Origin of the sequence: Streptomyces sp. NPDC057302, from assembly GCF_042667685.1 — a bacterium.
In the GTDB taxonomy this organism is placed as follows: Bacteria; Actinomycetota; Actinomycetes; order Streptomycetales; family Streptomycetaceae; genus Streptomyces.
The window spans coordinates 1-26,527 of record NZ_JBHUZJ010000037.1 but is presented as its reverse complement, the minus strand read 5'-3'; the positions used below and the strand labels follow the sequence as shown (position 1 = coordinate 26,527).

22 protein-coding genes are annotated in these 26,527 nt (G+C 70.4%); 14 read left to right on the top strand and 8 right to left on the bottom strand.

The features are described from left to right. The first annotated feature begins 26 nt into the window (after positions 1 to 26). Complete coding sequence (locus ACFUPX_RS24585) at positions 27 to 1,238, top strand: aromatic acid exporter family protein (protein WP_383326448.1); 1,212 nt, start codon at positions 27 to 29, stop codon at positions 1,236 to 1,238. A 9-nt stretch (positions 1,239 to 1,247) separates the two neighbouring features. On the opposite strand, the gene ACFUPX_RS24580 is transcribed toward ACFUPX_RS24585, so the two are convergent. Further along, on the bottom strand, positions 1,248 to 1,376 hold the full coding sequence (locus tag ACFUPX_RS24580) for an LPFR motif small protein (protein ID WP_351165998.1): 129 nt from the start codon (positions 1,374 to 1,376) through the stop codon (positions 1,248 to 1,250). Between the two features lie 344 nt (positions 1,377 to 1,720). On the opposite strand from ACFUPX_RS24580, the gene ACFUPX_RS24575 reads away from it, so the two are divergent. Next, positions 1,721 to 2,968, top strand: a complete 1,248-nt coding sequence (locus tag ACFUPX_RS24575) for a cation:proton antiporter (RefSeq protein ID WP_383326605.1) — start codon at positions 1,721 to 1,723, stop codon at positions 2,966 to 2,968. Between the two features lie 22 nt (positions 2,969 to 2,990). Here the strand turns inward: ACFUPX_RS24575 and ACFUPX_RS24570 are convergent, their stop codons facing one another. Beyond that, positions 2,991 to 3,713 (bottom strand): restriction endonuclease, encoded by a 723-nt coding sequence (locus ACFUPX_RS24570; protein WP_383326444.1) that lies wholly within the window; start codon positions 3,711 to 3,713, stop codon positions 2,991 to 2,993. A 245-nt stretch (positions 3,714 to 3,958) separates the two neighbouring features. Here ACFUPX_RS24570 and ACFUPX_RS24565 point away from each other — a divergent pair, with 245 nt between their 5' ends. Both ACFUPX_RS24565 and ACFUPX_RS24560 read left to right on the top strand, forming a co-directional pair. Continuing rightward, positions 3,959 to 4,294, top strand: a complete 336-nt coding sequence (locus ACFUPX_RS24565) for a hypothetical protein (protein WP_383326441.1) — start codon at positions 3,959 to 3,961, stop codon at positions 4,292 to 4,294. A gap of 9 nt (positions 4,295 to 4,303) precedes the next feature. Beyond that, entirely contained in the window at positions 4,304 to 8,761 is a 4,458-nt protein-coding gene (locus ACFUPX_RS24560; protein ID WP_383326438.1) for a CHAT domain-containing protein, read from the top strand. Positions 8,762 to 8,797: 36 nt separating this feature from the next. Here the strand turns inward: ACFUPX_RS24560 and ACFUPX_RS24555 are convergent, their stop codons facing one another. Together ACFUPX_RS24555 and ACFUPX_RS24550 are read right to left on the bottom strand one after the other, a co-directional pair. Then, a complete protein-coding gene (locus ACFUPX_RS24555) occupies positions 8,798 to 10,117 on the bottom strand; it encodes a phosphatase PAP2 family protein (protein WP_383326435.1) in 1,320 nt (439 codons plus the stop codon). 191 nt (positions 10,118 to 10,308) lie between these two features. Further along, positions 10,309 to 10,950 carry a GntR family transcriptional regulator gene (locus tag ACFUPX_RS24550; RefSeq protein WP_383326432.1) on the bottom strand — a complete coding sequence of 214 codons (642 nt, stop codon included), beginning with the start codon at positions 10,948 to 10,950 and terminating at the stop codon, positions 10,309 to 10,311. A 260-nt stretch (positions 10,951 to 11,210) separates the two neighbouring features. Here ACFUPX_RS24550 and ACFUPX_RS24545 point away from each other — a divergent pair, with 260 nt between their 5' ends. Beyond that, on the top strand, positions 11,211 to 12,254 hold the full coding sequence (locus ACFUPX_RS24545) for a Ku protein (protein ID WP_383326429.1): 1,044 nt from the start codon (positions 11,211 to 11,213) through the stop codon (positions 12,252 to 12,254). Positions 12,255 to 12,399: 145 nt separating this feature from the next. Continuing rightward, positions 12,400 to 13,065: a histidine phosphatase family protein gene (locus ACFUPX_RS24540; protein WP_383326426.1), complete on the top strand. Its 666-nt coding sequence runs from the start codon at positions 12,400 to 12,402 to the stop codon at positions 13,063 to 13,065. Between the two features lie 24 nt (positions 13,066 to 13,089). Here the strand turns inward: ACFUPX_RS24540 and ACFUPX_RS24535 are convergent, their stop codons facing one another. After that, the gene (locus tag ACFUPX_RS24535; RefSeq protein ID WP_383326423.1) at positions 13,090 to 13,698 is read right to left on the bottom strand and encodes a TetR/AcrR family transcriptional regulator; all 609 of its coding nucleotides are present in this window, start codon (positions 13,696 to 13,698) and stop codon (positions 13,090 to 13,092) included. A 160-nt stretch (positions 13,699 to 13,858) separates the two neighbouring features. Here ACFUPX_RS24535 and ACFUPX_RS24530 point away from each other — a divergent pair, with 160 nt between their 5' ends. Further along, a complete protein-coding gene (locus ACFUPX_RS24530; RefSeq protein ID WP_383326420.1) occupies positions 13,859 to 15,367 on the top strand; it encodes an MDR family MFS transporter in 1,509 nt (502 codons plus the stop codon). A 92-nt stretch (positions 15,368 to 15,459) separates the two neighbouring features. Continuing rightward, positions 15,460 to 16,671 carry an FAD-dependent oxidoreductase gene (locus ACFUPX_RS24525; RefSeq protein WP_383326417.1) on the top strand — a complete coding sequence of 404 codons (1,212 nt, stop codon included), beginning with the start codon at positions 15,460 to 15,462 and terminating at the stop codon, positions 16,669 to 16,671. A 9-nt stretch (positions 16,672 to 16,680) separates the two neighbouring features. Here the strand turns inward: ACFUPX_RS24525 and ACFUPX_RS24520 are convergent, their stop codons facing one another. Next, positions 16,681 to 17,961 (bottom strand): YeeE/YedE family protein, encoded by a 1,281-nt coding sequence (locus ACFUPX_RS24520; protein WP_383326414.1) that lies wholly within the window; start codon positions 17,959 to 17,961, stop codon positions 16,681 to 16,683. A 349-nt stretch (positions 17,962 to 18,310) separates the two neighbouring features. Between ACFUPX_RS24520 and ACFUPX_RS24515 the strand changes: the two genes are divergently transcribed. After that, positions 18,311 to 18,652, top strand: coding sequence for a hypothetical protein (locus ACFUPX_RS24515; protein ID WP_383326411.1), 342 nt, complete (start codon positions 18,311 to 18,313; stop codon positions 18,650 to 18,652). Between the two features lie 350 nt (positions 18,653 to 19,002). Here the strand turns inward: ACFUPX_RS24515 and ACFUPX_RS24510 are convergent, their stop codons facing one another. Together ACFUPX_RS24510 and ACFUPX_RS24505 are read right to left on the bottom strand one after the other, a co-directional pair. After that, positions 19,003 to 19,878, bottom strand: a complete 876-nt coding sequence (locus ACFUPX_RS24510) for a methyltransferase (protein ID WP_383326408.1) — start codon at positions 19,876 to 19,878, stop codon at positions 19,003 to 19,005. Between the two features lie 114 nt (positions 19,879 to 19,992). After that, the gene (locus tag ACFUPX_RS24505) at positions 19,993 to 20,592 is read right to left on the bottom strand and encodes a helix-turn-helix domain-containing protein (protein ID WP_383326405.1); all 600 of its coding nucleotides are present in this window, start codon (positions 20,590 to 20,592) and stop codon (positions 19,993 to 19,995) included. 237 nt (positions 20,593 to 20,829) lie between these two features. On the opposite strand from ACFUPX_RS24505, the gene ACFUPX_RS24500 reads away from it, so the two are divergent. The 5 genes from ACFUPX_RS24500 to ACFUPX_RS24480 form a co-directional block, all read left to right on the top strand. Then, positions 20,830 to 21,819 (top strand): NAD(P)/FAD-dependent oxidoreductase, encoded by a 990-nt coding sequence (locus tag ACFUPX_RS24500; protein WP_383326602.1) that lies wholly within the window; start codon positions 20,830 to 20,832, stop codon positions 21,817 to 21,819. An 88-nt stretch (positions 21,820 to 21,907) separates the two neighbouring features. After that, positions 21,908 to 23,494, top strand: a complete 1,587-nt coding sequence (locus tag ACFUPX_RS24495) for an MFS transporter (protein ID WP_383326402.1) — start codon at positions 21,908 to 21,910, stop codon at positions 23,492 to 23,494. 267 nt (positions 23,495 to 23,761) lie between these two features. Next, complete coding sequence (locus ACFUPX_RS24490; protein ID WP_383326399.1) at positions 23,762 to 24,625, top strand: class I SAM-dependent methyltransferase; 864 nt, start codon at positions 23,762 to 23,764, stop codon at positions 24,623 to 24,625. Further along, entirely contained in the window at positions 24,622 to 25,308 is a 687-nt protein-coding gene (locus tag ACFUPX_RS24485) for a GNAT family N-acetyltransferase (protein ID WP_383326396.1), read from the top strand. Before ACFUPX_RS24490 ends, ACFUPX_RS24485 begins: the two co-directional genes overlap by 4 nt. 105 nt (positions 25,309 to 25,413) lie before the next feature. Further along, positions 25,414 to 26,527 (top strand): proton-conducting transporter membrane subunit (locus ACFUPX_RS24480; RefSeq protein ID WP_383326392.1); only part of this gene is annotated, 1,114 nt, incomplete at its 3' end.

Genomic DNA, 26,527 nt, shown 5'->3' with positions numbered 1-26,527 from the left:
CCTGCTGAACGGAATGGAGTCGGTGCATGGCCGGCGAGGCTGGAGGGCAGCGTGCGGAAGCCGCGGCCCAGGGGTGGTTCGACCGCGTACGGCGATGGTGGCAGCGGGCCAGAGGAGTGCCGGGCTACGAGCGCCACACCCTGCTCCTGGTCCTCAAGAGCACGCTGGCCGCGACCCTGGCCTGGATCGTCTCCTACTACCTGCTCGACGCGCCGTCCCCCGCCTTCGCGCCCTTCTCCGCCGTACTGATCATGCAGGTGACGGTCTATCAGTCGCTGCTGCAGTCGCTGCGCTACCTGGCGGCGGTGGTGGTCGGCGTGGCCATGGTGGCGGGCCTCGGATTCCTGGGCGGACCCGACCTGCTGACGTTCGCGCTGGTCGCGCTGGTGGGCCTGTCCATCGGACGCTGGCCCGCACTGGGCGTACAGGGATCGCAGGTCGCCACGGCGGCGTTCTTCGCCTTCTCCACCTACGCCTCCGCCACGACCGCGACCGACAAGGTCTCCCAGCTCGGGCAGATCCTCCTGCTGGTCCTCATCGGCTGCGCCATCGGCGTCGTCGTCAACGTCACGGTGGCCCCGCCCATGCGCTACCGCAGCGCCGAGTACGGGATCCGCTCGCTCTCCGTGGCTCTGGGCGAGCTGGTGAGTGACATGTATCCGGTGCTGCGCGAGGGCGAGCTGGACGAGGAGCTCTGCCGTCAGTGGCGCTGGAGGGCCGAACAGACCGGGGGTCTGATCACGCAGGCCAGGGAAGGTTTCCGTACCGCAGAGGAGAGCCTGTACTTCAACCCGCGTCGACTGCTGCGCAGGCATCGGGGCCGGGCCTCCTTCGACGGGTACGGAGCGGTGCTTGGAGCGCTCGAACGTTCGCTGTACCAAGTGGCGTCGCTGACGCGCAGCCTGCACCAGTGGCATGAGGAAGAGGGGAGCCGGCACGACGACCGGGCCTTCCTCCTCGGCTACGCCGACTTCCTGGAGTCCCTCGAGCGGATCGCCCAGGTGCTCGGCGAGCTGGACGAGGACTCCCTCACGGAGCAGGCCAAGCAGCTGTGTCAGCTGGCCGACGAGGCCCAGGGATGCTGCAGGAGGGTGGCAGACGGAGCGAGCCGGGCCGGCCTTCCACTGGCCGATCCGGCTCGCCCCTACGGAGTCCTCGTCGTGGAGTCCACCCGCCTCATGGAGGAGTTCCAGCACGCCTGTGACGTGCTTCAGCGGCACGTCGGCCATACGGCGTGAACTCCCCGATCAGTGGTGGCCGTGGGCGCTGGAGGAAGCTCCCCCGAAGAGCCGCGCGACGGCACGGAAGGGAAGGGTGACCACCGTGGCAATGGCTCCACCGATGGCTCGGAGAACATCTGCAATGGCCTTCAGCATGTCGGGACCTCCACAAAAACGTCATTACTTGCGCGTCATCGGTTCATTAACCGCTCTGCGCACTACGGCTTGAACCGTTCTACGGCTTGTCTTCTGCCGGATTCCCTGCGATCGGCGACGGAAACGTAAGGGTGTTCAAGCGGCGCCGTACCGGAATTCCGTGATGCCCCGATTACGTCCCGCAGCCGCTTGATTAGGATTGATCCAAGTGGGAACTCCTGACAGGGCGGCACGCCTGTATCCGACGAATGGAGCTCCCCTCAGCGAGGTCCTTGCAGCCAAGTCGAGGGGGAACAGATGCCGGAGTCGGAGACGACCACGAGGACAGGCGTAGGCCGATGGAAGTGACGGCCGCGGACGTCGGATACGCATGCCTGGGCATCGGCGCCCTGCTCGCCGCGGTCCTGCCCAGACTGGTGGCACGGCAGCCCATGTCCATGCCCATGGTCTTCCTGGCCGTCGGGTTCCTCGTCTACCTTCTGCCGACCGGACTTCCCGACCTGGATCCCTACGAGCACCGGGCATGGGTCGAGCACCTCACCGAGGTGATCGTGATCGTGGCACTGATGGGTGCGGGGCTCGCGATCAACAGACCGTTCGGCCGGCGGTCCTGGTCCACCGCATGGCGCCTGCTGGGCATCACGATGCCGCTGACCGTCGTGGTCACCGCCCTTGTCGCCTGGGGTCTCGTCGGCTGGCCACCGGCCGTCGCCCTGCTCCTGGGCGCCGTACTCGCACCGACCGACCCCGTGCTCGCGGCGGAGGTCCGTGTCGGGGAGCCGACCGACGGCGAACACGACGAGGACGAGGTGCGCTTCGCCCTCACCGGCGAAGCGGGCCTCAACGACGGCCTCGCCTTTCCGCTGGTCCTCGCGGCCTTGGCGATGTTCGCCGCCTCGCGGACGGGCTGGTCGGGCGAGTGGGTGGGCCACTGGCTGTGGAGCGACGTGGTGGTGCGCGGCACGGTCGGTGTGGCGGTGGGCCTGCTGGTGGGCAGGCTGCTCGGCTGGATGTTCTTCCGGGCGAACTGGAAGGCGCTGCGGCTCTCGGAGCACCGGGAAGGGTTCGTGGCCCTCGCGGCGACCTTCCTCTCGTACGGCCTCACGGAAGTGCTGCACGGATATGGGTTCCTGGCGGTGTTCACGACGGCCTGCGCGATCCGGTCCGCCGAGCGCGCCCACGGCTACCAGGTGGTGATGCACACCTTCATGGAACAGGTGGAGCGGCTGCTCACGGCCGGCGTGCTGTTCCTCATCGGCGGGTTCATCGCCTGCGGCGGTCTGTCCGCCCTCTCCTGGGGAAGCGCGGTGACGGCCGTCCTGGTACTGCTCGTGATCCGTCCGCTCACGGGCTGGATCGCCCAGCTGCGGGGCAGGACGACGCCCGGCGAACGCGCGGTGACCTCCTTCTTCGGCATCCGGGGGATCGGGTCCGTCTTCTATCTGGCGTACGCGCTGGGAGTGGAGGACCTCGGGGCGTTCCAGGAGGAGTTGTGGGCGGTGGTGACGTTCTGCGTCCTGCTGTCGGTGATGCTGCACGGGGCCGCGGCCTCGCCCGTGCTCAGGCGCCTGGACAGATCCGGCTCCCGCTGACGGGGCGGAGCGGACCGGGGGATCAGGCGTCGACGACTGCTTCCTCCCAGGGGCTCGGCCCCGTGCCGTCGAGCCAGGCGTCCAGCTCCGCACCGTTCACACACACGATGCCGCACTGCTCGGCGTACTCAAGAGCGGGAGCGGTGAAGTCGCTCGTCGTGACGAGCACCGCGACGTCGGCCTCGTGGACGGCGAAACACGTCCCGCCGAAGCGCTGCAGATCCTGCGAGCCGACCTTGTTGTCGTCACCGTAACGCTTGCACTGGATGACGACGCGGAGCCCTTCAGGGGTCACCGCTATGACGTCCGCGCCCAAGTCGCAGGCGCCTCCCACCACTTCCACCTCCCGGCAGTCGTCACGGGCGCACAGGTCGGCTATGGCGTCCTCGAAGCCGTCGGGATCGAGCTCGGCGTACTCGGCATACTCTGCGTACTCCGCGTACTCGATGTTCGGCTGCGAGACGCTCTCGGCCGCCTTCTCCAGTGCGCCGGCGGCACGGCGCGCGTATCTCGCGGCGGAGAAGCGGCGCCACTTGGACCGGCACAACTGCACGAGAGCCAGCCCCACCACGACGAGGACTCCGGCCCACAGGGGGCGGCTCTCGACGATGCCTGCCGCGGTGCGGAACGCGAACACCAGGACGCACAGGATGATCGCGAGCAGCATGAAGTACAGGGCGGTCGCGCGCAGATCGAAGCGCCTCTCACGGTCCATGCGTCGAACCGGGCGTGTAGGTACGGTCATTGCTCTCCTTGAGGGGTGACGACTGAGGCTGACGGCTGACTGCTTGTGGCTGACGAAACTGAGATCGCCTGCCTCCGTGTGCCCAAGATCAACGAGATCAAGATCAACGCCCGTGAGAACTCGTGCTCGGGCGCCGCGAGTTCTGTACGGCGCCACAAGGGGACAAGTACTCTATAGCTGCAAAATTCTGCACTTCTTGGGGGGCCGTGACGCCCGCCCACCCACGCGTCTGTGAGGTAGGGCATATGCCGCAGGAAGAGACGCCCTTGGCGGAGCTGGTCATCGAGGGACCTGATGCCGCCCTTGCCGCGCGGGAGTTGATGGACCCGGACGTCGTGCGGGGGCGGATCGACGCGTACGACGGGGACTACCGCGAACCCATGACCCTCGCGGTCGTCGCCAGCGTCATCGGTCTGGTGGCCGCCGGTGCCCAGCTGTCCGATCACGTGGTCCGGTGGTACGCCAAGTGGCGCGGACCCGCCGCCCGTATCGAGAAGGCGGTACTGATCCTCCCCGACGGGCGTCGTGTCGTCCTTGAGGACACGACCCCGTCGGAGCTCCGCCAACTGCTCAAAGACTGAACGGCCGCCATGGCGACATCCGTACTGCGTGTGGAACTGGCCGGCACCCTCTCCCGGGGCGTGGCCGTGCGGGTGAGCCTGGAGGGCTCCCCGCATCCCACCGAGCACCGCTTGGATCCCGGCACGCTCGACGACCTGCTCGCCCGCGCCGAGGCCGGCTACTACACGGCCAGGCCCGCCGACCTGGCCGACACCGGTCGCCATCTCTACGAAGCGATCGACGGCCCCACGCGCTGTCTCGGCCGCCCCCTGGAGGAGCTGCGGGGGCACGGATCCCTCGTCGTCCTTGCCGTGTCCACGAGTTACGGACCGCTCCACCACCTGCCCTGGGAACTGCTGCACGACGGCACGGGGTTTCTGCTCCAGCGCGACGGCCCCACGCTCGTCGTCGTGCGTACGCCATCCGTCGGCAGCCGCGCCGCCGACGAACGCCCGCCGCAGAACCGCCCATTGCACACGGTGTTCCTGGCCGCGTCGCCCAAGGAGATCGAGCCGGTCCTCGACTTCGAGCAGGAGGAGTCGCTGATCCTGAACGCCGTGAGGCGGGGGCATCGCCTGAGCACGGTCGAGAGCGGCGACATCAGCGAGCTGGAAGACCACACCCGCGTACGCGACGACGTCGATGTGGTGCACCTGACCGGCCACGCGGGTCATGGCGAAACAGGTGCGTACTTCCTCTTCGAGGACCGTTTCGGCCGGCCCCGCCCTCTCGACGCCCAGCAGATCCGCCGGGCTCTGGTCCATGTCCCGCCCGTGGTCTTCCTCTCCGCGTGCCGCACCGGCGAAGCTCAGCGACGCGCCGAACTGCCCTCCCTTGCTCAGCAGTTGGTGGAGTCAGGGGTCTCCGCGGTGTTCGCGTGGGGGCGGGTCGTGGAGGACGTGACCGCGAGCAAGGCGTGCGCCGAGCTGTACAAGGAGCTGGGCGCCGGTCTCGATCCGGCCCACGCACTGGCCAGAGCTCAGCGCGCCTTGGCGGAGGCAGAGAATCCGCAGTGGCATCTGCTGCGCCTGTACACCCGCCCCGACCCGCCCCCGCCGCTGGTCACGCCCGCGCGTACCCCGGGCCGGGCGCCCCTGCGGCGCCGTCGGCCGACCAAAGGATTCCTCGACCGTCGGGAACAGGTGCCCGTCTGCCCACCGGAGCGTTTCGTCGGCCGAAGGATCGAGGTGCAGAGATGTCTGACGCTCTTGCACCAGGAGATCCCCGAGTCCGACGGACGGCTGGTCGGGCTCGTCGTGCACGGTATCGGCGGAGCAGGGAAATCGAGCCTGGCGAACCGATTGCGGCAGCGGGCCATCGGCTTCGAGGACGCCGTCGTGGTGGGGCGTCTGACGGAGAGCGCGCTGCTGGAGGCGCTGGACACGCAGAGCGGCCATCTTCAGGCCTCCCGCGGCGGTTCGCTGCGCGAACGCCTTTACCGCTTCCTGTCGAACGTGGACCGGCTTCTGATAGTGCTCGACGAGTTCGAGGAGAACTACCGGCCCGAAGAGCGCTGGCAGCCTTCCGTGCGTCCCGGTTTTGGCTGGGACGACCAGAGCGCCGACCAGGAGCCCACCGAGCGCCCCGCGTTCGACGGCGAGGGCGAGGCACGGCTCGCGCCCGGCGCCGTGCGGGTCCTGGAAGACCTGATGGAGGCGGTCCGCGAAGCCAACCGCGAACACGTGGTGCTGATCACGAGCCGCTATCCGCTGAACATCTTCAAGGACGACTTCGTCGACGTCCCGCTGGCCCGGCTGCCCGAGGCCGATGTGGCCAAGAAGGTACGGCGCATGACGGAGACGAGGAAGGTGCCGAAGCCGCTGGAACAGAGCCTGCGGGAGGCCGCCGACGGCAACCCCCGGCTTCTGGAGACCCTGTTCACGCTCGCCGACGAGCGGCAAGCGCTCGGCGAGGACGCCCTGCTGGCGCTGGTGGGGGCGAGCGAGGGTGAGTTCCGCGAGAGCCTCCTCGCGCAGGAGCTCCTCGACAGGCTCCGTCCGCGCCAACGCGAGGCGATCGCATCGGTGTCGGTGTACGGCCTTCCCGTACGTCGCGAGGTCCTCGACGAACTGCTGGATCTCGACGGAGCCGATCTCGACGAGTTGCGCGACAGGGCGCTCTTCCTGGGCCTTTTGGAGAGCGCGGAGGTGGCCGACTCGGCCGGTTACCGCGTGCCCGCCATCTTCCGACACCTGCTCACCGAGCACCGCCCCGTGGACGAGACCGCTCACGCGCGGAGCGCGGCCGACGCCCTGTGGCACGACGTGGAGCGGCTTGATCTGCCCCGCGGGCCCAGCCGCGAGCAGTACCTGCAAGAGGTACACCGCCTCGCGGCCGCCGGCCGGCACCGGAGTCTCGTCACCGAGACGGCGCACCAACTCGGCACGGCCTGGCTGGAACGCAGCCGCTTCCGGACGGTCGCCGACTTCTGCGCCGAAGACCCCAGGCGCCGGACCGAGGCCAAAGTGCTGCACGTGGAGGCCGTCGCCCTGGCCGAACTGGGCGAGATGGCACGGGCCCACGAGCTGTTCCGGCAGGCGCTGGACCAGGTGCCCGCGCCCCTGCCCGGTCCACTGGACGACGCGTCCCGCGAGCTGGCGGCGTTACGCGCGGCGCTCCTCAACGGCATGGTCTTCCACCATGGCTCCCAAGGCCCGCCCGAGGAGTCGCAGGCCCAGCTGCGCGAGGCGTTGGAGCTGGGGGAGCGCACCGGCGACCACGGCGTACGGGCCTTCGCGCTCACCCAACTCGCCGGCATGGCGGCGGCGGTCGGCCGGTTCGAGGAGGCCGAACACACCTACCGCTCGGCTCTGCGGGTCGCCTCGGACGAGACCAACCCGAACGAGCGCGAGCGGCGCAGCCAGCGAGCCGGAGTCCTCTCCGAGATGGCCTACAACCTCTTCTTCGCCACCGACCGCAGCGACGAGGCCCTCACCATGCTGCGCGAGGCGAAGGAGATCTACGAAACGGCTCACGCACCCCTCCACGAAGCGGCGGTGCTGCACGACATGGCGGACATCCTCTGCCAGCGCGACGAACTGGAGACCGCGCGGCAGCTCGCCCTGCACTCCTTGGAGATCAGCGGCTCGGTACAGGGAGTGCGGGGTCTGTGCGCCACCGGGCGGCTCCTGGCCGCCATCTACTTCAAGATGCCGGACCGGGTGGAGGAGGCGAAGGCCGCCTGGGACAGGGCCTACAGAGATGCCGAGCTGTGCAACGACGCCATGTGCAAGGCGCTCCTCCTCGCTACCCGCGCCGCCCACGACGACCACCCCGACACCGCCGACGGCCGGCTGCGCGAGGCGGAACAGCTGATGACGCAGGCCGGCCAGCGGCACTCCGTCGTGAACCTCCTGCGCAGCTGGGCCGACGACAAGCTGATGCGGGGTGACGCCGAGGGCGCGGTAGCCATGCTGCGCCGCGCCCTGGACAACACGCGCAACGCGCACGACGAAGCCGCCGCACGCGCCCACCTGGGCAGAGCCCTGAGCCAGTGCGGAGGGCAGCACGTCGACGAGGCCCGGCAGGTCTGGGAGCAGGCGTTCGAGGGGTACGGGGCCACCAAGGACCCGGAAGGCCAAGTGGAGGCCGCACGGGCGTTGGCACTCCTGTGGCACCCGGAGAACTGTGCGGCGGCCTTGGAATGGGTCAGGTGCAGCCGCGTGATCGAAGTCAAGCGCGGCAACCCGGAGCTCGCGGCGATGGCACTGCACTCGGAGGCGGCGCTCCTGCGCGAGTCGGGCAGGTCCGAAGAGGCCAACGCCGCCCTGATCGAGGCGGCCCAAGCCTGGCAAGGCCTCGGCGACCTCGGCCAAGCGGTCCGGTGCCGGTGCCGGCTGGCCGAGTGGGCGATGGACGACGGACTCCTGGACCAGGCCCAGGACCAGATGGAATACGTCCTCGACCTGATGTCCGGCCTTGACGACCAGGAACTGGCCCTGCTGGTGACCGAGTCCCTGGCGCGGCTCGCCCACGCCGGAGGGATGACGGAGGAGGCCTCGGCCCTGGACCTCGCCGCGTTCCGGCTGGGGATGGAGCTGGCTCCGGTCGCCCTGGTGGTCGGCGAGGAACTCGTACCGGCCTGCGACCCCGACCAGGGCGGGATCCTGCTGGACGAGATCAGACGCCTGCGCGCGCAGACACTCGCGGAGAGCGGGTTCGAGCTTCCCGTGGTGCGCATCGTGGACAGCGAGGCGATGGCGCCGACGTCCTACGCCGTGCTCTGCGGGGGCGACACGCGGGCAACGCTGCGCGCCCCGACGCCGTTCGCCGTCACCGCGGATCTGTCGGGTCCCATGCCCGCAGGGCCCGTCACGCAGGAGCCCGCCTGGCCGGACCCCCTCGTCTGGATCGACGAAGCCGAGGCCGCACGCCGGACGGCCGCCGGTCAGGAGGTGCTGCGGTCGGCGACGGTCATGGCCCGCAACGTCATCGTCCTGGCCGCCGCTCCTGCCTCGGCGGACCCCCTGGGGGAGTTGGAGCGCTGATCCTCTCCGGGGGCCCGCCCCCTGCCGCACCGTGCCTCACACCAGTTCGGGCTGTGGCTCCGGTTGCTGTACGGGTGCGGCCTTCGGCTCCCACAGCCTGGTGGTCCGCATGTAGCCGTAGACCACCGAGGCCGTCGCCAGAACGAGAAGCGGCCCGAACACCTCGGGGTGCCTGGCCATCTGCATCGGCAGATAGCGATACGACACCAGGAGCAGGGTGAAGACCGCTGTGCCGTAGGCGACCAGCTGAATGCCCGAGCGGTCCCAGCCACGGTCGAGCGCACGCAGCGCCGCATCGATGGTGAACGCGAACACCACACCGGCGATGATGTCCACGCCGTAGTGATAGCCGAATCCCAGCGTCGCGCCCAGCGTGGCCACCAGCCAGAACACGCCTGCGTAGCGCAGGAGTCGTGGGCCCTTGCGGGAGTGGATGAAGATCGTGGTCGCCCACGCCGTGTGCAGGCTGGGCATGCAGTTGCGCGGGGTGATCTCGTCGAACGGTATCGCGTGCGGGGCAGCGATCGGCGGCGGTGTGTGCGGCCACAGGTTGGCCAGCGCCCAGTGCTCGCCGCCGGTGCCGAAGGCGCCCGTGCCGTAGGTGAAGATCGGTCCGACCACCGGGAAGATCATGTAGATGGCCGGCCCGAGCAGACCGATGACCAGGAACGTGCGCACCAGATGGTGGCCCGGGAAGCGCCGCTCGACCGCCACGTTGCGCAGCTGGTACAGCGCGACGATGACCGCGGCCACCGCGAGCTGGATGTAGACGTAGTCGAGAACGTGGGCGCCGATCGGCCCGGTGGCGTTGACCAGCCTGCCCACCACCCACGAGGGGTTGCCCAGCGCGTGATCGGCGGTCGCCACGTACTGGTCGAGCACCGTGGGACGGGTCTTCGACGTGATGAGCAGCCAGATGTCGCCCGTCTTACGGCCGGCCACCAGGAGCAGGCCGAGCCCGACGCCCTTCAGGAGCAGAACGCGCTCCGAGCCGGTACGGCGTGTGACGGCGATGACCGCGCAGCCCATCATCACCCACAACGCGCCGTTGCCGAACATCATCTCGGCGTCGACGGCCCACCGCACCAGGAAGAAGACGATGTCGATGCCGACCGCCGTACCCATCGCGATGAAGCGCTGCCGCCAGGTGAGGACCACCATCATCAACGCCATGGAGGCGTACAGCAGCGGCCCCGACTTGGGGGCGAACACCACCTCGCGCACCTGGTTCGCGATCGGCCCCTGCACGCCGTAGTGACGCGCGGCGATCTCCAGTGCGACGAGGAACCCGAGGGCCACCAGGGCTGCCGCGGTCCACAGCAACGCCCGCGGCTGACGCCACGCGGCGAACACCATTCTGACGTTTTTTCGCGAAAACACTTGAGATGCTATAGATATCAATGGTTTGGCCGATTTGTTAGATGTTAGTTAATAGCTCACTCTTCGTGCTAGATAGCAGGATTTCCGGTGAAGTACGGGCGATCACGGCACTCGTTGTGAGTTCGATCATGTTAGCGGAGCGGTACGGATGGGTTAACGGGCCAGGGTCACGAGATGGGGCGGAAACACGCCACCGGGGCACGTCCGGCGACGAGCCCGCGGTGCTCGCGCGGGACGCAGTTGAGATGGCCCGTGGTGCTGCGGCCACCGATCCGGGTCAGCAGGAACAGGTGGACCTGGCACCGGATGCCGTCCCAGGCATCGGCGAGGCGCCGGTGCCTGGCGGCGGCGAACACCGCGTCGTGGAAGGCGATGTCCAGGCGCACCATCTCGTGCGCGTCCGCGCCCCGGTCCATCATGTCGGCCGTCTTCGCGATGGACGCGAGATCGTCTTCCGAGGCGCGGGCGATCACCTGACGGACGGCGAGGTCGTCCAGGGCGCCGCGCAGGCCGTCGATCTCGTCGACGTCCTCGGCGGACATAGTCGCCACCGTCGTACCCCGGTGCCACGCGCAGTGGACCAGACCCTCACGCTCCAGCAGGCGCAGCGCTTCGCGCACCGGGCCGCGGCTGACGTCCATCTCGCCGGACAGCTCCACCTCGCGCAGTTGCGCGCCGGGGAAGCAGGCGCCGCTGAAGATGGCCTCGCGGATGCGGTCCGCGACCTCGTCGGCCAGGCCTCGACGGCGAGCAGAGACGCAGCGCGGACACCTGGGGGACTGGAATCTGCACGGCCACCAGTTCGTCACCCACCTCGCACCGGAGCGCGCCCAGCGCATCCACAATCCGGTCGACGGCCACGACGTCCCGGTGCCGCCCGGTACCGCACTTCGGTCTGATCCTGGCGATCCCCGCCTTCCAGGAGCTCGCCGAGCGGCTGCACACGGCAGGCGTCGAATTCGTCATCGAGCCAGGTCTTCGCCGCCTGACCGGCGGATGAGCGCTCCGCGTGCCGTCGGCCGTCGCCGCTCCTAGTCTGGTGCTCTCGGGGCTGCAACGGAGGTACCTCATGCCCCGCCCTGTCTGGTCCGGTGCGATCTCGTTCGGCCTGGTCACGATCCCGATCAAGGTGCTGCCCGCCACCGAGAACCACTCGATCTCGTTCCACCAGTACCACCTGGAGGACATGAGCCGGGTGCGAACGCGGAAGATCTGCGACCTCGACGGCAAGCAGCTCACGAACGCCGAGATCGGCAAGGGGTTCGAGGTCAGCAAAGACACGATCGTCGCGGTCACCGACGCCGAGCTCGACGAGATGCCGCTCCCGACCGCGAAGGCGATCGAGATCGCCGGTTTCGTGCCCTACGAATCGATCGATCCGATCCGGATCGGCGAGGGCTACTACCTCCAGGCCGACGGGCAGGTCGCGAACAAGCCCTACACGCTCCTGCGCAAAGCCCTCGAGCGGAACAGCAAGGCCGCCGTCGCGAAGTTCGCGTGGCACGGGCGCGAGAGGCTGGGCCTGCTGCGCGTACAGGACGACGTGATCCTGCTGCACGCCATGAAGTGGGACGACGAAGTCCGGGATCCCGAGGAACTGGCCCCCAAGGCGATGGACCTGGACGAGGAGGAGATCGACCGGGCGATCCTGCTCATCGACTCCATGACCACGGACGGCATCGCCGACCAGGAGTGGGCCACCGACCGCTACACCGAAGCCCTGGAACAGATCATCCGGGCGAAGGCCGGGGGAAAGAAGCCGCCGGAGGCGAAAGAGGAGGAAGCACCGGAAGGGCAGGTCCTCGACCTCATGGCCGCACTCCAGGAGTCCGTACAGAAGGCTCGGTCGGCCCGTGGCGAGAGCGGCAAGGAGGGCAAGGACGGCAAGGACGGCAAGGACGCGACTGTCCACGAGATGCCGAAGAAGAGGACCGCGGCCAAGAAGGCCACGAAGAAGGCGGCGGCCAAAACCACCACCACCGCGGCGGCGAAGAAGACCGCTGCGGCGAAGAAGTCCTCCGAGGCGACGAAATCCTCCACGGCGAAGAAGACCGCCGACAAGAAGACCGCCGACAAGAAGACGACCGCGAGGCGACCGCGGCGTACTGCCTGAGCCGTCGGCCCCGGGCGGCGGCCACTTGCAGAGAATGCCGCCCGGGAGCGTACGAGCAGCGCGCCGGGCCCGCCCGTGTGTCGGGGCGGCGGCCTTCGGTGGCAGAGTGGAAGGGCTTGTTCCGTCCACTGGAGGTAGTTCCCGCATGCGTCTGCTGCTCATACGTCACGGTCAGACCCCGTCCAACGTCAAGCACCTCTTGGACACCGGCGCGCCGGGCCCGGGACTGACGTCGCTGGGGCAGGACCAGGCGGCGGCGCTGCCGCAGGCCTTGGCCGCGGAGAAGATCGAATCCCTGTACGTCTCCACTCTGCTGCGCACCCAGCTGACCGCCGCGCCCCTGGCCGCCGCGACGGGCCTGGAGGCCCAGGTCCGGGACGGAATCCGGGAGCTGATCGCCGGCGACCTGGAGATGCGGGGCGACGCCGAGGCCGCCGCCGACTACCTCGCCGCCGCTTTCGCCTGGTCCGGGGGCGACACCGAGCGCCGGATGCCCGGTGGCGAGAACGGCGTGGAGGCGCTGGGCCGCTTCGACGCGGTGGTGGCCGAGGCGGCCGCGACGGGAGCGGAGACGGTGGCGATGGTCAGCCACGGTGCCGCGATCCGGATGTGGGTGGCGGCTCGGGCGGTCAACGTGGACGTGGCATTCGCTGCGAGTCACCCGCTGGCCAACACGGGAGTCGTCGTCCTCACGGGCTCGCCCGACGAGGGCTGGCACGCCCTGGTGTGGGAGGGCCGCCCGCTGGGCCCGGAAGGGGACTCGCCCGAGGACAGCGGCCCGGCGGGAGAGGCCACCACTTCGGTGGCCTGAAGCTCGGGGCCGGCCGCAGGAGCCTCAGGCCGGAGCGCGCCAGCCGTTCTCCAGGAGGTCGAAGGCGCGGCTGATGGCCTGGCGGGGGTCGCCGTGGCCGCGAGCCGCGCGGGGGGCCTCGAGGGTGAAGTGGGCCAGGGCGGTGCAGCCGGGATCGTCCGCGGGCAGGCCGCTCTCGTCGGCGATGACGCGGGCCAGTGCGTCGGTGTGGCGCAGCCACATGTTCTGTACGTAGTCGCGCAGGGCCGGGGTGGTGTTGACCAGGTCGAAGAACGCGGTGAAGCGGTCGTCGCCGCCCGCGCCCGCCAAGCGGTAGCGCAGCGCGTGGTCGCGTAGCGCCGCAGGGATGGACTGGTCCCGGGGCCGCTCGCGCACGGCGGCGAGCAGGCGGGCTTCCTGGGCGGCGTCCTCGTCGAAGACCAGCGCTTCCTTGACCGGGAAGTGCTTGAACAGCGTGGTGGTGGACACGTCCGCGGCCTCCGCGATCTCGCGGATGCCCACGTCGTCGTACCCGCGCTCCAGGAACAGGCGCAGGGCCGCATCCGCGATGGCTTGGCGGGTGGCGGCCTTTTTGCGCTCGCGGCGTCCCATCGGCGCCGATGGGGTCCCGGCCTCAGTGTCGGTGTCGGTCATACCCACACTCTACTCGTAGGTTGCCCAGCTCCAAAAGTTGAGTCGTTGCACTTAGTGAGCTGATGTGCTTTTCTGGAACAGCGGCCGTGAAGCACTTGCCCGGCCCCCCTCTCCTCCCGGGCCTCTGCGCCTCTCTTCCTCACCTCCGAAAGGGGTGATCATGCCCAAGAACGTGCGCTGGGTGCTGCTCGGCGTCATGCTCGCCATGCTCCTGTCGATGCTCGACAACATGGTCGTGGGTACCGCGATGCCCACGATCGTCGGTGACCTGGGCGGGCTCGAGCACATGTCCTGGGTCGTGACCGCGTACACACTCGTCACCGCGGTGACCACCCCGATCTGGGGCAAGTTCGGCGACCTGTTCGGCCGCAAGCCCCTGTATCTGGCCTCGATCGCCGTGTTCATCGTCGGCTCCGCGCTGTGCGGCGCCGCCCAGTCCATGACCGGGCTGATCGCCTTCCGGGCGCTGCAGGGCGTCGGAGCCGGTGGCATCGGCGCGGGCGCCTTCGCCCTGATCGCCGCCCTCGTGCCGCCCAGGGAGCGCGGCAGGTATCAGGGCATGACCGCCTCGGTCATGGCCATCGGCACCATCGGCGGCCCGCTGCTCGGCGGGTTCATCGCCGGTCACTGGGACTGGCGCTGGGCCTTCTACATCAACCTGCCGCTCGGCCTGCTCGCCCTGGTGTGGCTGTGGCTGAAGCTGCACGTGCCCGCCCGGCGCATCAAGGCATCGATCGACTGGGCGGGGATCGCCCTGCTGAGCGTCTCCATCGGCGCCATCGTGCTTGCCGCCACCTGGGCGGGCACCACCTACCCGTGGGGCTCCTGGCAGATCCTCGCCCTGGGTGCCGTAGCCGTGAGCGGACTCGCCCTGTTCATCCGCACGGAGAAGCGCGCCGGTGAGCCGCTGGTGCCCCTGTCGGTGTTCACCGGCCATCGCAATTTCCCGCTCGCGGTGGCGATGATCCTGGCCGCAGGCGTGGTCATGTTCGGTACGGGGCTCTACCTGCCCCTCTTCCAGCAGACCGTCCAGGGCGCGTCGGCCGCCAACTCCGGGCTGCTGATGCTGCCCATGATGATCCCGGTGGTGATCGTGTCCACGCTCGCGGGCAAGGTCATGTCCGCCACCGGCAGATACAAGATCTTCCCCGTGCTCGGTACGGGGTTCCTGACGGCGGGCCTGGCCCTGCTGGCCACCATGGACACCGGCACCTCACGGCTGTCGACCGGGCTCTACATGGTGCTCGTCGGCATCGGCCTGGGCTTCACCTTGCAGATGGCGAGCACGATCGCGCAGAACAGCGTCGCCATGCGGGACATGGGCGCGGCGATGAGCTCGGTGAACCTCTTCCGTACGCTGGGCGGTTCGCTCGGCATCGCGGTCTTCGGCTCGATGTTCACCCGCGCCGTCCAGCCCCACCTGTCAGGCATGGGCGGCGGCATCCCGACCGACGGCGCATCCGCCGCCTCCAGGCTGCCCGCCGGCGCCAAGGACGCCTACCTCACCGCGGTCGCCGACGGCACCCACCAGATCTTCCTCGCCGCCGCGATCCTGTGTGCCCTGGCCTTCGTCGCCGCACTCCGGGTCGTCGAAGTCCCGTTGAAGAAGGCCGGCCCGCGGCCGGGCAGCGAGCAGCCTGACAAGAGCCCTGCCACCACGGCCAGTTGACCCGACCACTGCGAGCAACCCGCAGAAGAACACCCACACCCCACGCACCCCGGCGGCACGGCACGGCTGTGCTGCACGAACCGAGGACGACCATGAACACCACACCCGCACCCACACCCGCACCCCGCATCGCGATCATCGGCGCCGGCCCCGGCGGCCTGACCTGCGCCCGCATCCTGCAAGAGCACGGCGTGACCGCCACCGTCTACGACGCCGACGCCTCCCGCACCGCACGCGACCAGGGCGGCACCCTCGACATGCATCCCGGCTCCGGCCAACACGCCCTGAAAGAAGCCGGGTTGCTGGACGAATTCCTGGCCGAGGCGCGCCCCGAGGGCCAGCAGATGCGCCTTGTCGGACGCGACGGCCGGATCCTGTTCGACGCGGTCCCGCCCCCGGCCGACACCGCCCCGCCGACGTCCGACACCGCCCCGCCCACGTCCGAAGCCACCGAGGGCAACCCCGAGATCGACCGCGGCCAACTGCGCGACCTGCTCCTCGATTCCCTCAAGCCGGACACCGTGCGCTGGGATCACAAACTCACCCGCGTCGCGCCCCTCGAAGACGGCACCCACCGCCTCCACTTCGCCGACGGGACGACCGCCGACGCGGACCTCGTCATCGGCGCCGACGGCGCCTGGTCCCGGGTCCGCCGCCTCCTGTCCGACGCCGAGCCCGTCTACACCGGAGTCACCTTCGTCGAGACCGGCTTCAATGACGCCGACCGCCACCACCCCGTCCTCGCCGAACTCACCGGCGACGGCACCATGATGGCCCTCGACGACAACCGGGGCTTCGTCGCCCAGCGCAACAGCGGCGGACACATCCGCGTCTACGTAGGCCTGCGTACCGACGAGAACTGGCACCAGCAGGCAGGCGTCGACCTCACCGACACCGACACCGCCGCCGTACGCGAAGCCCTGCTCGACGAGTTCGCCGGCTGGAGCCCCGAGCTGCTCGGCTTCATCACCGGCACCGACACCGGCTACACCAACCGCCCCCTGTACGCCCTGCCCGTCCCGCACACCTGGCCCCACACACCCGGCCTCACCCTCCTCGGCGACGCCGCCCACCTCATGTCCCCCTTCTCGGGGATGGGCGCCAACCTCGCCATGCTCGACGGCGCGGACCTCGCGCGTGCTCTCGTCGACAACCCCACGATCGACCAAGCGATCACCGCGTACGAGGAGACCCTCCTGCCACGATCGATCGAAGCCGCCGAAGGCGCGGCCGAGGGCATCAACAGCGCCTTCGCCCCCGACAGCGCCACGCAGACCCTCGCCCACATGACGCAGCATCACTGAGGCGCACGGTCAGCAGACGCTGTCCGTCGGCTTCGGGTTGCCCAGGCCGAACAGCGGGCGCAGCCGCAGTCCGGCCCAGGTGCCGAGGATCGCCACGGCGGCCCAGATCCAGCCGTGCAGGGATCCGGAGGCGATGCCGGCGAGGTAGGCGCCGATGTTGCAGCCGCCCGCGAGGCGGGCGCCGACGCCCATCAGGATGCCGCCGATCACGGCGGCGAGCGCTGTGCGGGCGGGGATGGCGCGGTGCAACCGCCACACGCCGCCTGCGGCCGCGGCGACGGCCGCGCCGACCATGATGCCGATGTCGGTGAGGCTGTTCTTGTCGGCGAGCACCGGCCCCGACAGCTGGGCCGCGCTGTCGGGCTGCTGCCAGAACGCCCAGGTCTGAGGCGCGCCGCCCAGCGCGTCCACGACGTTCGAGCCCCACAGGGCGAACGCGCTGGTGACGCCCCAGGCGCCGCCCGAGACGAGCAGTACGCCGGCGCCGAGCACCGAAAGCACCACGGCGCCCGCGGCCAGCGGCCACGAACCCCGCACCGTACGGCGCAGGACGCCCCGCGCGGACGGCGGACTGCCGACCGGCGGGGGAGTGCGGCGGGCTTGCACGGCGCGGGCGATGAGCCAGATCCCGGCGAGCGCCGCGATCGTCACCGCCCAGGAGCCGAACCAGCCGATGTGGTCGGACAGCACATACGGGTCGAGCGCGGGCAGATCGTTCCAGAGGCCGAACTGCCAGGCGGCGAGGGTGGAGCCGGTGATGAAGCCGAGGAGGGTGAGCACGATGGTGCCCTGGCCGGAGCCGACGGCGAAGAGGGTCCCGGAGGCGCAGGCGCCGCCGAGCTGCATGCCGATGGCGAAGAGGAAGGCGCCGACGAGCAGGGCCACCCCGATCGGCCCGGCGCTGGGCGCGGGCACCGAGCCGAACAGGCCGCTGCCGGTACCGATGATCAGGGCGAAGAGTGTCGCGGTGGTGCCGAGCAGCAGGGTGTGGGCGCGCAGCCCGGTGCCGTTGCCGACGGCCACCAACTGCCGCCAGGCGGAGGTGAAGCCGAACCGGGAGTGGAACAGGGCGAACCCGAGTCCGATGCCGAGCAGCAGCAGGACGCCGGGCTTGGCCCCGTGCTCCGCGAAGACGTACCCGGTGAGCGCGGCGCCGATGGCGCAGGCCACCGCCAGCGGCACCCGCCGGACCGGCGGCGACGCCTCGGTCGCAGGGGCGGGGGTGGAGGTGGGGGCAGGGGTGAGCAGGGCGGCCCTGGGCGGCGCCTCGGCGTCGGCAGCGGTGGTCAAGGGGGTCTCCGGGAACGGGAGGGCGGATCGGACGGGCGGTGCTCGCGTGAGCGCGGAGCGAGGCGTCAGCGGCGACAGAGCGCGTCGTCGACGCTCCACGGCGTGGCCGCGAAGAGCGCGAGAGCGAGCTGACGGGCGGGTCCGAACATGCGCACCACCATAAGCAACCCGCGGAGATCCCGGCGCGCCGTCTCACATAGAGAGCCAGAGATCCCTGGCTCGTTGCCGTGATCTGGAACGGATCCGTCCGGGTGACGGCGGAAACAGGCCGGCCATGCGATGCCGTTTCCCGCCCACCGCGTCAGACAGTCTGTGAGCCCGTCGCCCCCGTGTGTCTCGGAGCTGGATCGTGGATCAGGACGCCACCGGACCGGTCGAAGAGGATGCCTTCCTCGCTGACTGTGGTCACACCCACCTATTCCCCGGCGCCCGCTGCCGCATCCAGGGACTGGCCGACCCTGACGCGTTCGCGGCCGCTCCGTGGACGATCGAACTGGTGCTGCGCTTCGCCGACGACGTGGTCACGGAGGCAGAGCTGCGCACGGACGCCTCCGGGGGGATGGTGCTGAGGGTGATGGCCTACACCACGGGTGCCGGTACTGCCATGGACGGGCGCTTCTGGCTGATCAAAGGGCTCGAAGTAGTCGACGAGGACGTCGTGTCGGTGGTCGGCGGGCCCGCGCCGATGTAGTGGCCCACCTGCGAAGAAGCAGCAGGCTCAGGATCGACACCCGTCGCCGCACAGTTCGCTACGGGGCGCCTGCGCGTACGACGGCCGCTCCCTCCGGCGGGGTTGAGGTGGGTGCTCGGCATGCGGGGTGGCGCGGGTGATCGTACGGTGGCCGCATGCGTTCCCGAGGACGCTGTGGGTGGGCCCGTTTCCGTTCGCACGTGGCGGGCCCGCCCTTCTCGTGTCCGGCGCGGTGAGGTGAGTAGGCAGCCGCGTGAGTTGGGCGATGTCGTCCGGGGTGGCCAGGCGGATGCCTCGGCTCCGGCCCGCTCGGCCCCGAATCCTCCCTCCCCTCAGGCCCCTCAGGCCCCTCAGGCGCGCCGTGCCGCCCACACACTGCGTTCGGTGCGCACCGCGAGGTCGCCGCGCCGCAGGATGCTGAGAGGGCTTTCGGTGTCGAGGAGCTGGTCGAGGGCCTGGAGATCGTCCGGGGCCAAGGTGTCGACGGCGCCCGCGCGCACACGCTTCAGGCTGCTGAGCGCGTAGCGGCCGACGGCCTCGTCGCGCGAGCCCTCGACGTTCACGGTGATCGTGCGCTCGCCCTCGACGGTGAACCCGGCGGCGGCCAGCTTGGGGCCCCAGTCGGCACCGCGGTGCGGCACATGCTCGGCGTCGTGGTGGGCGAGGGCCGCGTGGCAGCGGTCCTCGAGGCCGGGCCGCTCCTTCGGAGCGTCGGCGGGCAGGAAGCGCGGGAAGTCGGCCAGCTCGACGACGGCGAACAGACCACCGGGCGCGAGCACGTCGTGGACGCGGCGCAGGGCGCGGTCGGGGTCGGCCATGTGGTGCATCGACGCCGACGCCCACACCAGACCGGGCTCGCCGAGCTCGGGCCAGTCCGCGTCGAGATCGGCGGTCATCGTACGCACCCGGTCGCCCACCCCGAGCGCGTCGGCCCGTGCCCGCAGCCGGTGCAGATGGCCGCTCGACGTGTCGACGGCGGTCACCTCGGCTCCAGGGAAGCGCGCGAGCAGAGCGAAGGTGCCGGCGCCCGTCCCGCACCCCAGGTCCACGATGTGGCGTGGCTCCTCATCGAGGGGCAGCCACGCGGCGATGGACGCGATGTGCTCGGCGAGCACCTCCGCGTCCAGGTCGAGGATCTCCGCCTGGTCGTCCGCGACCGGCTGGTGCTGCGGACGGTGGTGGGTGTCGGCGTGGGCGTGGGCTGCGTGCGGGGAAGTGTGGGTCATGACAGCGACGCTAAGTCGATCATGCCGTGGCGACACCATGGATCCCGGAGTGCGCAAGAAGATGGCCGACCGCGCTGCCGTACGCGCAACCGACGGGCGTCGCCGCCGGACACGTCACGTCCGGGATCGGCCGCCGTCGCCGCTGTCGCCGCTGTCCTCGCGCTGGTGACCGCGGCGGGCGTCGCGGTCGAAGATTCCGAGGATCTCGCAGGGTCCGCCCTCGGCGCCGATGGCGTGCGGGAGCATCGTGGGGAACTCCGCCGCCTGGTTGGTCTCGATGCGAAGGCGCCGGTTGCCGAGCAGCAGGACCGCGGTGCCGGACAGAACCACGAGCCACTCGCGGCCCGGGTGGGCGCGCATGCGGGAGGGGTTGTCGGGCGGTGGGTTCGTCATGCGCTGGCGTACGACGCTCATGCCGGGCTCGGCCTTGATCGGCCAGCGCATGAGTCCGTGGGCTCCGTCGATCGCCGGGTTGCTGATGACGTCGTCGGTGGCCGTCTCGACGAGCTGGTCCAGCGAGGTGTCCAGGGCCCGGGCGAGGGTGACGAGCTGGTCCAGGGCCAGGCGGCGCTGGCCGTTCTCGATGCGGCTGAGCGTGGACTGGCTGACCGATGCGCGGGTGGCCAGTTCCTCCAGGGACCAGCCCTGCGCCACACGCAGGGCCCGGATCCGTTTGCGTACCAGGCTGTCCATCTCGCCATTGTCTTGCGTCATAGGCAACATTGTATGCCCTGACCGCAAGGCGTGCCTATCGTCGTGAGCACGGCCCCCGAACCGCCGGGGGCTCGCGCGAAGGACGCGAAGGAGAGGTGCGACGCCATGTCCCCGACCACCGCCGCGAATGCGACGAGCACCGCCGCGAGTGCGACGACCACCGCCGCGAGTGCGATGACCACCGCCGCGAGCGCGACAACTACCGCCGCGCACGCGCCCCGGACCACTGCCGCCCGCATGACCGACCGACTGCCGGGCGAGACCGTCGACGCCGTGGTGATCGGCGGCGGCGCCGCGGGCCTGAGCGGCGCGCTGATGCTCGCCCGCTCCCGCCGTACGGTCGTCGTGATCGACAACGGCACCCCGCGCAACGCCCCCGCCGACGGCGTGCACGGATTGCTCGGCCTCGAAGGAACCCCGCCCGCCGAACTGCTGCGGAAGGGACGCGAGGAGGTACGCGGCTATGGCGGCCTCGTGGTGACCGGGGAGGTCGCCTCCGCTGCTCCGGCCGGACCCGATGCCGACGGCGACCTGCGTTTCACGGTCAGCCTCACCGACGGCGGCACCCTGTCGGCGCGCCGCCTGCTGGTCGCCACCGGACTGCGCGACGTCCTGCCCGACGTGCCCGGCCTTGCCCAGCACTGGGGACGCGGGGTGGTGCACTGCCCGTACTGCCACGGCTGGGAGGTGCGCGACGAGCCCATCGGCGTCCTCGCCGTCGGTCCGGCCTCCGTCCACCACGCCCTGCTGTTCCGTCAGTTGACCGACGACCTCGCCTACTTCACCCGCGGCACCGAACTGGACGAGGACACCCGCGCGCGCTTCTCCGCGCGCGGCATCCGCGTCGTCGACACCCCGGTGACCGAGGTCGTGGCCTCGCAGGACGGCGGCATCGCAGGCGTACGCCTGGGGGACGGTCAGTTGGTCGCCCGGCGTGTCCTCGCCGTCGCCACCACCATGCGGGCCCGCACCGAAGGCCTGGCGGAACTGGGGCTGGCGATGCAGGACCTGCCCGGCGGTATGGGCCGCCACTTCGCCACCGGCGCGGCCGGCATCACCGATGTGCCGGGGGTGTGGGTGGCCGGCAACGCCACCGACCTGTCCGCCCAGGTCGGCGCCTCCGCCGCGGCGGGTGCGCTGGCCGGCGCCCGCATGAATGCCGACCTGGCGACCGCCGACACCGACGCGGCCCTCGCCGCCGCGCAGCGCGGAATCACCCGGACCTGAACAACCCCGCCTGACCTCGCCCCACCACACCGGCGCCGCCCGTCGATTGATCCGGCGCTGGTGTCCGCATGCCCTTGGAGAGGAATCCATGAGTACGAACCAGCCTCCGCAGGTGAGCACGGCTGATCCCAGTCCCAGTGGCCCAACTGGCGAGGTCGTACCGGACGCGCGCCGGCGCCGCACCATTCTGATCGCCGTCTGCATCGCCTTGATGGCGGTGATCGCCTCCGTGTCCGGGCTGAACGTCGCCCAGCCCGACCTAGCCATCGCCTTCGGCGCCTCGCAGAGCACCATTCTGTGGATCATCAACATCTACACGCTCAGCCTGGCCGCGCTGCTCCTGCCGCTCGGCGCGCTCGGTGACCGCTGGGGCCGCAAGCCCATGCTGCTCGCGGGGCTGACCCTCTTCGGCGTCGCCAACGTGGTGGCAGGGCTCGCCACTTCGGCCGAAGTCATGCTCGCCGCACGGCTGTTCAGCGGTGTCGGCGCGGCGATGATCATGCCGATCACCCTGGCCGTCATCACCTCCACGTTCCCCCAGGAGGAGCGCGGCCGGGCGATCGGCGTGTGGACCGGTGTCGCCGGAGGCGGCGGCATCCTGGGCATGTTCCTCTCCGCCGCCCTGGTCGACGCGGCGAGCTGGCGCTGGCTGTTCGTCCTGCCCGTAGCGCTGGTCGTCGTGGCCCTCGTCATGGCACTGCGGTCCGTTCCCAACTCCCGCGAGAAGCTCGTGCACGCTTTTGACACCGTCGGCGCGCTGACCTCCGTCGTCGCGGTGGTCGGGCTCATCTACGTACTGCAAGAGGGCCCCGAGCGGGGCTGGACCGCCCCCGTGACCCTGCTCAGCCTCGGTGTCGGCGCCGTCGCCGCCGTCGGGTTCGTGGTCTGGGAACTGCGCCGCCGGGATGCCGCGCTCCTGGACGTGCGGCTGTTCGGCGAGCGTTCGCCGGCCGGCGGTTCGATCACGCTCCTGGTGGTGTTCGGTGTCCAGGCGGGCATCTTCGTGGTCCTCTTCCCGTTCTTCCAGGCCGTGCTCGGCTGGTCGGGTCTGCTCTCCACTGTGGCGCTGATGCCCATGGCCGTGCTGATGATGATGACTTCGGGCCTGGCCCCCAAGCTGGCCGCCCGCGTCGGCGCCCGCTCGACCATGGCGTCAGGGATCCTGCTGGCAGGGGTGGGCCTTGCCCTCATGGCCTCCTTCGTCTCCGTCGGCGGCGGCTACCTCTCCGTACTCCCCGGCATGCTCGCCATGGGGGCCGGTATGGGCCTGGCGATGACTCCCTCGACGGAGGCCATCACCAGCTCCCTGCCGCGTGAGCGCCAGGGCGTCGCCTCCGCGCTCAACGACGTCACCCGGGAGTTCGGAACCGCGCTGGGCGTGGCCCTGCTCGGCGCGCTGCTGTCCTCCGGCTACCGCGGCGCCATCGACTCCCGGCTCGAAGGCGTTCCCCGGGGCGCGGCCGACACCGCACGCGAAGGCGTCGCGAACGCCATCGGCGCCGCGGACGGCGCCGGTACCCATGGCCGGGAGCTGATCCGCGCCGCCCAGGAGTCGTTCGTCGACGGCTGGCAACAAGCCATGTGGGCAGGCGTCGCCGTCATGGCCGTGCTGTTCCTCTACATCCTGGCGCGAGGACCGGTCCCTCGCGATGTCGTGGTGGAACAGCCCGCCTAGGAGGCGTCGGCCACTCGTTCGATGCGTGGGCCGGGGGGTCTCGCCGTGTCAAAACCTCATCGTGCATGTCCATAGAACTTCTGCGGGTCCAACTGACCAGCGTGGGGCGGCACGGCAGGGTGATGCGGCCGTGCGGCAAGTTGACGTGATCGGGAGGTTTGAGGGCGGGAACGGCGCGGTGGGAAATCCCAACTGAAGGAGTGATCTATGCGCTCGGAGGAGTGATGCTCCTTGCTGGGCCGCCGCCGGTGTTGTGAACATCGCCGGATGGACGGACAGAAGCGGCAGGCCCAGCTGGACGGCGTCGCCGAGACGACGCTGTGGACGTTGCACCATCGCGCTCTGGCCGCAAAGGACCCCGGTTCGGCACTGCTCGACCCGAAGGCCATCGAGGTGATCGACGCCGTCGACTACCCCTTCGAGCGGCGGTTCGGCACCGGCAACTGGGGCCTGGCGCAAGGAATGGCCGTACGCGCGCGTTGTTACGACCGCGTGGTGCGCCGCTTCCTCGACGACCACCCGGACGGCACGGTCGTCTCGCTCGGGGAAGGCCTGGAGACGCAGTTCTGGCGGGTCGACAACGGCAGGGTCCACTGGCTCGGGGTCGACCTGCCCGAGGTCGCCGCGCTGCGGCAGCGGCTGCTGCCGGACGCGCCGCGCCACCGCACGCTGCCCTGTTCGGCCACGGACACCCGGTGGATGGACGAGGTCGACGCCTCACGCGGAGTGCTGATCCTCGCCCAGGGAATGCTGATGTACCTCCCGCGGGACGTGGTCCACCGGCTCATCGAGGACTGCGCCGCCCGCTTCCCCGGAGCCGAGCTGGTCTTCGACACCCCGCCCGCCTGGATGGCCGCCCGCACCGAACAGGGCCGGTGGAAGTACCCCGCCGGGTACCGGCCGCCGCCGATGCTCTGGGGGATGACACCGGCGGAACAGCGGAAGCTGCGGGCGGTGCACCCGAACATCAAGGCCGTGCGCGCGGTGCGCGAACCCCGGGGCCGGGGCTTCCTCTGCGGGTGGCTCCTGCCGCTGGCCAACCTCCTTCCTGCGCTCCGTGCGCGCAAACCACTCTGGGTCACACGTGTGTCGTTCGGCCCGACGGAACATCACCAAGGAGTCAGCACATGACGGAACGCCTGGAAGCCGAGCGGGAGCAAACACCCTTGTGGGCGCCGCGAGAGCCGCGCCAGACACGGCTCGACGAACGGCCACCGCCCGTGTCCGAGCAGCGTGCCGTACTCATCGAAGGTGCCACGCTGCGACTGCGGGAGTTCCTGCCCAGCGACGTCGACGGCGTACTCGACATCTTCGGCGACCCCCGCACGACCCGCGAGTTCGGCATGCCGCCCTTCCGGCGCCCCGACGCGGCGGCGCTGGTCGAGCAGGCGAGGGAAGGCGCCCGGCGGACGCCGCGCTCCCACTACCGGCTGGGCGTCAGCGAGATCGCCACGGGTGAGTTGATCGGCTCCGCGAAGCTCATCGTCGAGGACCAGTCGGCCGAGGGCGGCATGGTCCGCGTCGGCTACCGCAGCGCGGAGGTGGGCCTGGCGCTGCGCGCCGACCGGGTCAGCGTCGGCCACAGCGTCGAAATCGGCTTCCTGCTGGGCGTCCTGGGCTTCGACCGGCTCGGCCTGCACCGCATCTGGTCGGGCTTCATGCCGTCCAACATCGCGGCGCAGCGCGCCATCGAGAAGGCCGGCATGGTCCGGGAGGGCCGGCTGCGGCACTACGGCCATGTCGACGGCGTGTGGCACGACATCGTCCAGTACTCCATCCTCGAGGACGACTGGAAAGCCCTGCGCGGCTACTGAGAAACCGCGAGCCGCTCCCTGAGTAGGCAACCGCTCGGCGGCGCCCCGCACCGTTCCTCGGCGCGCCCACCCTATATGTCGCTTACTTGCCGATATGCATGACCCATGACCGTGTTGGTCCTGGCCCACTTCGTCGTCGCGCTCTGCGCCGCCCCGCTCGTCCGCGGCTTCGGCCCGCGCGCCTTCGTCGGGCTCGCGGTACCCCCCGCGGCCGCGCTCGCATGGGCGCTCTGCCAGTGGGGCACGGTGACGGGCGGCGGAGCGCGCGGCGAGGCGTGGACGTGGATCGAGGCGTACGACGTCGACGTGGCGTTCCGGCTCGACGCGCTGGCCCTGGTGATGGTGCTGCTCGCCGCCGGGATCGGGGCGCTCGTCCTCCTGTACTGCGTGAGCTACTTCCCTCCGGGGACACGGCAGTTGGGGGCGTTCGGCGGCAACCTCCTCGCCTTCGCCGGAGCGATGCTGGGGCTCGTCCTCGCCGACGACCTGATGATCCTGTACCTGTTCTGGGAACTGACGACCGTCCTGTCCTTCCTCCTGATCGGGTACGACAGCGAGAAGCGCGCGAGCCGCCGCTCGGCGCTCCAGGCACTGACCGTGACCTCGGTGGGCGGACTCGCCATGTTCGTCGGGTTCCTGATGCTGGGTCACTTGGCGGGCACGTACCGGATCTCCCGGATCCTGGAGTCGCCGCCCGCGGCGAGCGGCACGCTCTCGGCCGCCCTGGTGCTGATCCTCGTTGGGGCGCTCGCCAAGTCGGCGGTGTGGCCGCTGAGTCTGTGGCTGCCGAACGCGATGGCCGCGCCCACCCCGGTCAGCGCCTATCTGCACGCGGCGGCGATGGTGAAGGCGGGCGTGTACCTGGTGGCGCGCCTCGCCCCCGCGTTCGCGGACGCCGCACCCTGGCGGCCGGTGCTGCTCACGCTGGGCACGGCGACGATGCTGCTCGGCGGCTGGCGCGCGCTGCGGCTGAACGACCTCAAGCTCGTGCTCGCGTACGGGACCGTCAGCCAGCTCGGCTTCTTGATCGTGCTCGCGGGCGACGGCTCGTACGACGTCGCGCTCGCGGCCATCGCGATGCTCCTGGCACACGCCCTGTTCAAGGCGCCGCTGTTCCTGGTCACCGGGATCGTCGACCACGCGGCGGGGACGCGCGATCTGCGGCGGCTCTCCGGTGTGGGGCGGGCACTTCCCTGGGTGGCGGTGGTCGCCGTCGTCG